This window comes from Rhodococcus sp. P3_B8 (assembly GCF_056402775.1).
This window is the reverse complement of the sequence record NZ_JBFUGT010000338.1, coordinates 1-6,786: the sequence shown is the minus strand read 5'-3', so window position 1 is coordinate 6,786 and position 6,786 is coordinate 1. Positions and strand designations below refer to the sequence as shown.

The window sequence follows — 6,786 nt, the reverse complement described above, 5'->3', positions numbered from 1 at the left end:
GACGTCGCCGAGGTGCACCTGCGGACGGGTGGGCTGGGGCACGCGAAGGACGTTCTCCGTTCCCGGCGTGGCAGTCAGTTCAGCCCGGCAGTGGTGGAGGTGTTCGAACGTGACGCGGCGGCGATCGTGGACGGGTTGTTCGAAACGGACGTCTGGGTCGCAGCGTTGGCTCGGGCTCCGGATCGCGACCGAACCCTGAGGGTCGAGGAGAGCGACGAGTTACTCGGGGCCATGGCTGATTTCGTCGATCTCAAGTCTCCGTTCACCCTGGGGCATTCGCGTGGCGTCGCGAATCTGGTGGCCGGGGCGGCCCGGCGCCTGGGCATGTCGTCGTCGGACATCACGCATCTCTACCGTGCCGGCCTTGTGCACAGCCTCGGCAAAATGGGGGTGTCCAACCAGATCTGGGAGAAGAAGGGTCCGCTCACCACGGCTGAATGGGAACGGGTGCGAATGTATCCGGATCTGACCGGCCGGATACTGAGCCGAGTCAACGGCTTGGAGTCGGTGGTGTCCGTCGCGATGAAGCACCGGGAACGGATCGACGGGTCCGGCTTTCCCCGGGGGATCGCCGGCGTGGAGTTGACCGCGCAGGATCGGCTGCTTGCCGCGGCGGATGCCTATCAGCGACTGCTCGAGCCGCGTCCGCACCGGCCGGCGCTCGATCCTCGCGGCGCTGCCGATCGGGTGAAAGAGGAGGCGCGCACCGGACGCCTCGACGCCGAGTCGGTGGCGGCCGTGCTGGCGGCGGCGGGGCAACGGGTGTCGCGGCGGACGCCCTGGCCCGCCGGGCTGACCGACCGCGAGGTGGAGATCCTGCGCCTCGTCGCGCAGGGCCGGTCGAACCGAGAAATCGCCGCCGACCTGTTCATCGCCGAGAAAACGGCACGCAACCACGTCGAGCGTGTCTACGCCAAGCTCGGGGTGAACAACCGCACGCAGGCCAGTCTCGCCGCGATCGACCGGGGTCTGGTGGGCTTCCCGGTCAATGCGGTCGTGGGGAAGTGAGGCATCCGCCTTCTGGCGGGACCGGCCGTGCGGGCGGTCATCGACGGGATGCGCCGGGCCGGGACCGCCGGTCCAGTACCCACACGGTGGCCAGCATGAGAGCGACGGCAAATGAGGCCAGCGCGATGAGACTGGCACCGGTGCCTCCGCGGAAGGTGTCGCCGTAGGCGGACATGGCCGGCAGAGTGGCGCTGTACCGGTCGAGATCCAGGTCGCGACCCAAGGCTTCGAATGCGTGGCGGTTGGATAGGCCGAGGCTCATCAGGCGTCCCGGGAGGGCCATCTCGTCAACCGGGACGATGGCTCCGCCGAACAGAACCTGAGGGAAGCAGAGCATCGGCAGGGCGAGGGCGGCCTGCGCGGCGTTGGAGACCGCGGCCGAGGCGAGCAAGCCGAGGGCCAGCGCCGAGGTCGCCTCGATCACGATCGTCACGAACAGGACCGCCGACACGTCCCATCCGACGGCGGGGAGCCGACCGAGCGCCCGCAGCACACCGAGCAGCAGCGCGCTCACTCCAGCCAGCACCGGAAGCAGCGCTGTCATCTTGGAGGCCACGTAGGCGCCGACACGGAGCCCGGCCAGGCGCTCCTGCCGGAAGACGGCCATCTCCCCGACGATCTGGAGCAGGCCGTACGTGAGGCCGAAGAAGAAGCCTGCGAATGCGATCCAGAAGACGATCTGGGCGGGGCCGAGGTCGGCCGCGCCATGCGGATCGAACGCGCCGCGCTGGAACAGCGTCGCCATCATCGCCGTGACCAGCACCGGTGAGCCGAGCAGCACCGCCAGGGTCAGCCGGTTGCGAAGGAGGACATCGACATTGCGTTGTGTGAGTAGCCACCATTGCCGCACCATGCCGGTGCCTCCCACGTCGGACCGGGTGGCGGGGACGGGCGGGATGGGCGGTAGCGCCGAGCCGGTCCGGGATTCCGACGTCCCACCGCTGTCCGCGAATCGCTCCGCCCAGACCTGGGGGGTGTGCTCACGAGCCAGCCGGTCGTACACGTCGGCGAGGTCCTCCACACCGAAGTAGCGCCGAACCTCGGTCGGGCTGCCGGTGAAGGCCAGGTGGCCGTCGCGAGCCAGGAACACCACCCGGTCGCACCGATCGATGCCGGCCGGCTCGTGCGTCGTGAGGACGACTGTGACCCCGCGCCGGCTGAGTCGGCGCAGTAGGCGCATCACGTCGGCTGCGGTCGACGGGTCGAGCCCGGAGGTGGGTTCGTCGAGGAAGAAGAGGTGTGGCCGGGTCAGTAGCTCCACGGCGATACTGGCCCGCTTGCGCTGGCCGCCGGACAGCGCACGGACCGGTACCTCGGCTCGATCGGCCAGGTCGAGGTCCTGCATGGTCTCCTCGACTATCCGGTCCGCTTCGACCGCCGATGTGCCCGCGGGCAACCGGAGCCGCGCGGCGTAGCGCAGCGTGCGGCGCAGGGGCATCTCGAGGTGGATGATGTCGTCCTGGGGGACGTAGCCGATGCGCGAATCGGCGCTGACTCGGGCACCGCGAACGACGCCGTCGTGCCGGACCTCCCCGGCGGACGGTGGTTGCAGTCCCGCGAGGATCTCCAGCAATGTGCTCTTTCCTGCTCCACTGCCGCCGGCGATGGCGACCAACTCGCCCGGCTCGACCGACAGCGACAGCTCCTGAAGGATCTGCCGTGCCCCGACATGCCGGCTCACGTCGACCGCGTCGACGCGCCCGACGGTCGGTGATTCGACGGTCGATCCGGTCATGACCGGTGATTCCTGAACTCGCTTTGTCATGCCCTGATCATCGGTCGACCGCTTATGTCGTCGCATGGGGCGTTTGCCTCAAATCGGGCGCCGGAAACCGATCCAAGTCGAAGCAGATGAGGCAAGCTTCCATCAGACGACAGTGGAGGCTTGGATTGGGGAGCGGGGTGTCACAGACATTCGCGGGACGCCGAATCGTCGCGGTGTTGGCGATCTCGATGACCGGACTCGTGGGGTGYGGTGAGTCGGCAGTGCAACCGGCCGTGCCCGACGCACAGCTCGACGCCACGATTCCGGGGGCGATGGAGCACGCCGCGATTCCCGGGGCCATCGTCGGTGTCTGGCAGGACGGGGCCGCGCCCTACGTCCAGGCGTTCGGGGTGGGCGACACGGCCACCGGCGACCCCATGGCGCCCGACCTGTTCATGCGCATCGGCAGCGTAACCAAGACCTTCACCACCACCGCCGTGCTGCAACTGGTCGATCAGGGAAAGGTCGGCCTCGATGATCCGATCGACAGGTATGTGCCCGACGTCCCCAACGGGGACACGATCACCATCCGCCAGTTGGCGGCCATGCGCAGTGGGCTTCCGGACTACTCGGAGGTGGTGATCCCGGCGCTCCCGAGTCAGCCGCAGCGCCAATGGACGCCCCGGGAACTGCTCGAGATCAGCTTCAGCCGTCCACCGCTGTTCGCACCGGGCACCGAGTTCGACTACTCCAACACCAATACCGAGCTCCTGGGCCTCGTGGTCGAGAAGGTCTCCGGCCAGCCGCTGAACGCGTACATCGACGAGTACATCACGCGACCCGAGAATCTCGGCCACACCTCGGTCCCGACCGATGCGGCCCTTCCGTCACCGCACGCTCACGGATACACGAAAACACCTGACGGCGAATCGGTGGACGCGACCGACTGGAATCCGTCGTGGGGATTCGGTGCGGGAAACATGATTTCCACGCTCGACGACCTGCGTGTGTGGGTGCGCGACTTGGCGACCGGCGCGTTGCTCTCGCCGGCGACTCAGCGCGAGCGGGAGCAGTTTCAGCCGGCGCCGTCGGAAGGTGCGGGTTCGCTGTATGGACTTGGTGTCGAGTACCAGAACGGCTGGATCGGCCACAACGGAAATATCGCGGGCTACCAGACCTACGCGTATTACCTTCCGCCTGAGGGTAAGACGGTGGTAATGCTGGTCAACACGAACGTCGACCCGCTGGGCGTGTGGAACTTCTTCGCCGAGATCGTGAAGATCATCAGCCCCGATCATCCCTGGCCGGCGCCTCCGTCGTAGAGGTCAGATGAAAAGGCCTGCGGCCAAACGGATCAGGTACGTCTTCGTCTCGAGAGAAGGAGATACATCGCGGGCTCACCGAGAAGTCCTGAAGGTTCGGCGAAGAATACAGCCACAAAGATTCGCGAGTGGGCGATCGGGGAGGGCCGCGAGGTGTCATCGCGCGGCCGGATTCCGGCCGAGATCGAGCAAGTCTTCCATGACGCTGAAGGTGCTGTTATTTCGAACGCTTCGGCTTGGCAGGCATTCCGCACACCGGGGCGACGCACAGATCTCATCCGGTGCGCAGCCTTTCAGTACCCGACGCCGGCGCACAGTTTCGGGTCGGTGATGTAGCCGGCTTCGCAGCCGTTGCGGGTTCGTATCTCACCTGAGGCGGGTTCTTCGCCGCATCGGGTGCCGCATCGGTCGGCGCCGACGACCGGGGTTCCGTCGGGCCAGTAGCAGCCGCTGTCGTAGCAAGAGTATCCGCGATCGGAGGTGGTGCCCACTGGTGCGCGAGTGACGGCGTCGGGGTCGGGGTAGGTGTTGCCGGTGTAGGGGTTGCGGCAGGTCACGCCGTCGCATTCGAAGGTGTTGGCTTCGCGTTCTTGGCGGAGGTATTCGTCGCCGCCGAGCTGGACGAAGCACCATTGTGAGAAGGCGAGGGTGCCGTCGCTGAATCGTGCCGGTCCGGGTGTGCCTTCGAGGCATTCGACGACGGCTCCTCGTTCACCGGTTCGACGGGTGCATCGGTGGTGACGGGCACGGCGGCGGTGGTTTCCCGGAGGCGGGGGCGAGCACCGACCGATGCGGGCACGCACTTGGGCGCCGATCTCGGCCGATCCAGGATCCGCTTTACCGGCGTGAACGCGGTCAACCACACCGGTTGGCCTCGGCCACCATGAGCCGCAGAGTCAGATAAGCATGTGCGGCGACCGCTGCAGCCGCTGCGGCGGCTCCGGCGAAGAGGGTGGCGGCGAGCGAGGGTCAGACGAAAAGGGGGAATCCGCCACAGTTCGGTGACCCGGAGCTGCCGTCGGGCGGCGGCAGTCCATGACAGCCGACTGCTCCGGCGGTGTTCTCGATCGTGGATGGTGGTCGGGTCGCGTACCGGGTCGGGTGGTGCTTATGCTCGATTTCGGGAGTTTCGCCGAGCGAAGAGGTGTGTCAGCATGGCCCGAGACAGTGGCAACCGGCCGGTAGGTGGCCCGGAGTTGACGGTTGGTGTCCGGGTGCTGGTCCGCCGGAGTTCCGGGGCCGATCTCACCGGTGAGGTTGTCGAGGATTACGCGGCGGTGACTGATCCGGGCGGTGGTGGGCATGAGTGGGCGCCGGTGCATCGGTGGGCGGTCGCGCTCGACGACGGGCGGCTGGTCTTCGCCGACACCGAGGACCTGACCATCGATCCGGGCTCCTACCGTTCCGCCCCGAACCCGAACCCGGATTCGGCTGCGCGGACACCCGGCCGTCACCGGGGAGAATGATCGGCGGCAGCCGCTTCGTGGCCAGTTCTGGTCGGCGTCAAACATCGTGCACACGAATTGCGCTAGCAGTCAGTCGATTACATGAATCACGTGGATGAGGTCCTGAAGGGGACGTCGATCTCACCGCATGATCGGTCGGGGTATGCCTCAGTCGTGGCATAGCCGCACCGGATGTGTTTTGCGCTGTGGTGTTGTTCGGAACTGAGGCTTCCGGTTTACCGTGTCGGGTATGAGACGTGATGAGGCTCGCGTGGCTCGGGACTTCGCGGGGTGGTTATCGTCTCAGGGGTGGACGGTCCGCACCGATACGGATGTCGTCGACATCGTTGCCGACAAGGACGGACGCCGGCTCTATGTCGAGGTCAAGGGTGCGAGCTCCGCGCCGGGGTTGGATGTCGATACCGCCATCGGGCAGCTCGTGCGGCGGATGCCGAGCGAACCGGATCAGTCGGTGTCGTTTGCTCTGGTCGTGCGTGATGAGCCGCGATCGGTGGACGCGGGGGTGCGGGCACCGCAACGGATTCTCGATCTGTTGGGGATGGCGCTGTATGCCGTTGATGACAACGGTGGGGTGCGGCAGCTCTTTGGCCGCGTGTGAAGACCTTTCCCGGAGCGTGAGCGGGGACGGTCGGCGGTGTGGAGATACCGTCGCCAGGTCCCGCGAGAGTGGGGTAGTGCAGTGATGGGGTGGTAGCTCAGTCGGTGAGAGCCGTGGACTCGTAATCGGTTGGTCGCGGGTTCGAGCCCCGCCCGCCCCACCTCGTGTCGCCTGCGAGGCCGCAGGGAGGTCCGTGGAGGGGCGAATCAGGCCGTGGTGGCGGCGATCGAGGGTGTGCGATGCGGACCAATCTGAGGACGGCCGCGCTTCTCGGTTGGTCCGACCGTGTTCAGGCGTAGTCGCGGCAGAGTTGTTGCGCGGCGTCGGCGAGGCGGCTGCGGTGGTGGACGAGGAAGCAACTGGTGCAGGTGAATTCGTCCGGCTGCTTGGGGATGACGCGGACGGTGAGTTCTGGGTCTTCGGACCCGTCAGATTAGAGGGTCCGGTGCCGCGACATGCGCTCGGGGGCAGAATGTGCTGTGGACTCAACCGCTTCGGTCGGTAGGTGGTCGTGAGCGCGGTCCGGTTGCGTGGTGCGTGTCTCCCATTGTCGTTCTCTGGTAGGTGATATGACCTTCCGGGGTCGAGCCCAGTGGGTGGCCGGGACCCGTTCTGCGGCAGCAGGTGGGATTGGGTCCGCAGCCGGGTGTCCAGTCCTACCGGGCGTGCTACTCGCGACCCGTGGTC

Annotated in this window: 6 protein-coding genes, 1 tRNA gene and 2 pseudogenes; 6 read left to right on the top strand and 3 right to left on the bottom strand. The window is 66.9% G+C overall.

The window, feature by feature from the left end; all coding sequences use genetic code 11:
* A partial coding sequence (locus AC1D1G_RS39505; RefSeq protein WP_477956311.1) for an HD domain-containing phosphohydrolase occupies positions 1–1,008 on the top strand: 1,008 nt, incomplete at its 5' end.
* Between the two features lie 37 nt (positions 1,009–1,045).
* On the opposite strand, the gene AC1D1G_RS39500 is transcribed toward AC1D1G_RS39505, so the two are convergent.
* Positions 1,046–2,773 carry an ABC transporter ATP-binding protein/permease gene (locus AC1D1G_RS39500; protein WP_477956310.1) on the bottom strand — a complete coding sequence of 576 codons (1,728 nt, stop codon included), beginning with the start codon at positions 2,771–2,773 and terminating at the stop codon, positions 1,046–1,048.
* 188 nt (positions 2,774–2,961) lie between these two features.
* Here AC1D1G_RS39500 and AC1D1G_RS39495 point away from each other — a divergent pair, with 188 nt between their 5' ends.
* Positions 2,962–4,035: a serine hydrolase domain-containing protein gene (locus tag AC1D1G_RS39495; RefSeq protein WP_477956312.1), complete on the top strand. Its 1,074-nt coding sequence runs from the start codon at positions 2,962–2,964 to the stop codon at positions 4,033–4,035.
* Between the two features lie 66 nt (positions 4,036–4,101).
* A pseudogene (locus AC1D1G_RS39490) lies at positions 4,102–4,245 on the top strand (Lsr2 family DNA-binding protein); the annotation flags it as partial.
* Between the two features lie 83 nt (positions 4,246–4,328).
* Here AC1D1G_RS39490 and AC1D1G_RS39485 read toward each other — a convergent pair.
* Positions 4,329–4,898, bottom strand: coding sequence for a hypothetical protein (locus AC1D1G_RS39485; protein WP_477956309.1), 570 nt, complete (start codon positions 4,896–4,898; stop codon positions 4,329–4,331).
* Positions 4,899–5,189: 291 nt separating this feature from the next.
* Between AC1D1G_RS39485 and AC1D1G_RS39480 the strand changes: the two genes are divergently transcribed.
* From AC1D1G_RS39480 to AC1D1G_RS39470, 3 genes are all read left to right on the top strand, one after another.
* Positions 5,190–5,501, top strand: a complete 312-nt coding sequence (locus AC1D1G_RS39480) for a hypothetical protein (protein WP_283331848.1) — start codon at positions 5,190–5,192, stop codon at positions 5,499–5,501.
* A gap of 250 nt (positions 5,502–5,751) precedes the next feature.
* The gene (locus tag AC1D1G_RS39475) at positions 5,752–6,099 is read left to right on the top strand and encodes a hypothetical protein (RefSeq protein WP_477956308.1); all 348 of its coding nucleotides are present in this window, start codon (positions 5,752–5,754) and stop codon (positions 6,097–6,099) included.
* A gap of 86 nt (positions 6,100–6,185) precedes the next feature.
* Positions 6,186–6,259, top strand: a tRNA-Thr gene (locus AC1D1G_RS39470).
* Between the two features lie 129 nt (positions 6,260–6,388).
* Here the strand turns inward: AC1D1G_RS39470 and AC1D1G_RS39465 are convergent.
* Positions 6,389–6,511: pseudogene (locus AC1D1G_RS39465) on the bottom strand (DUF4193 family protein); the annotation flags it as partial.
* Positions 6,512–6,786: the final 275 nt, after the last annotated feature.

What these genes read in the sequence shown, in the direction of transcription:
- AC1D1G_RS39480 (WP_283331848.1), top strand. Translation starts at nt 5,190, where the DNA reads ATGGCCCGAGACAGTGGCAACCGGCCGGTAGGTGGCCCGGAGTTGACG.
- AC1D1G_RS39500 (WP_477956310.1), bottom strand. Translation starts at nt 2,773, where the DNA reads ATGACAAAGCGAGTTCAGGAATCACCGGTCATGACCGGATCGACCGTC.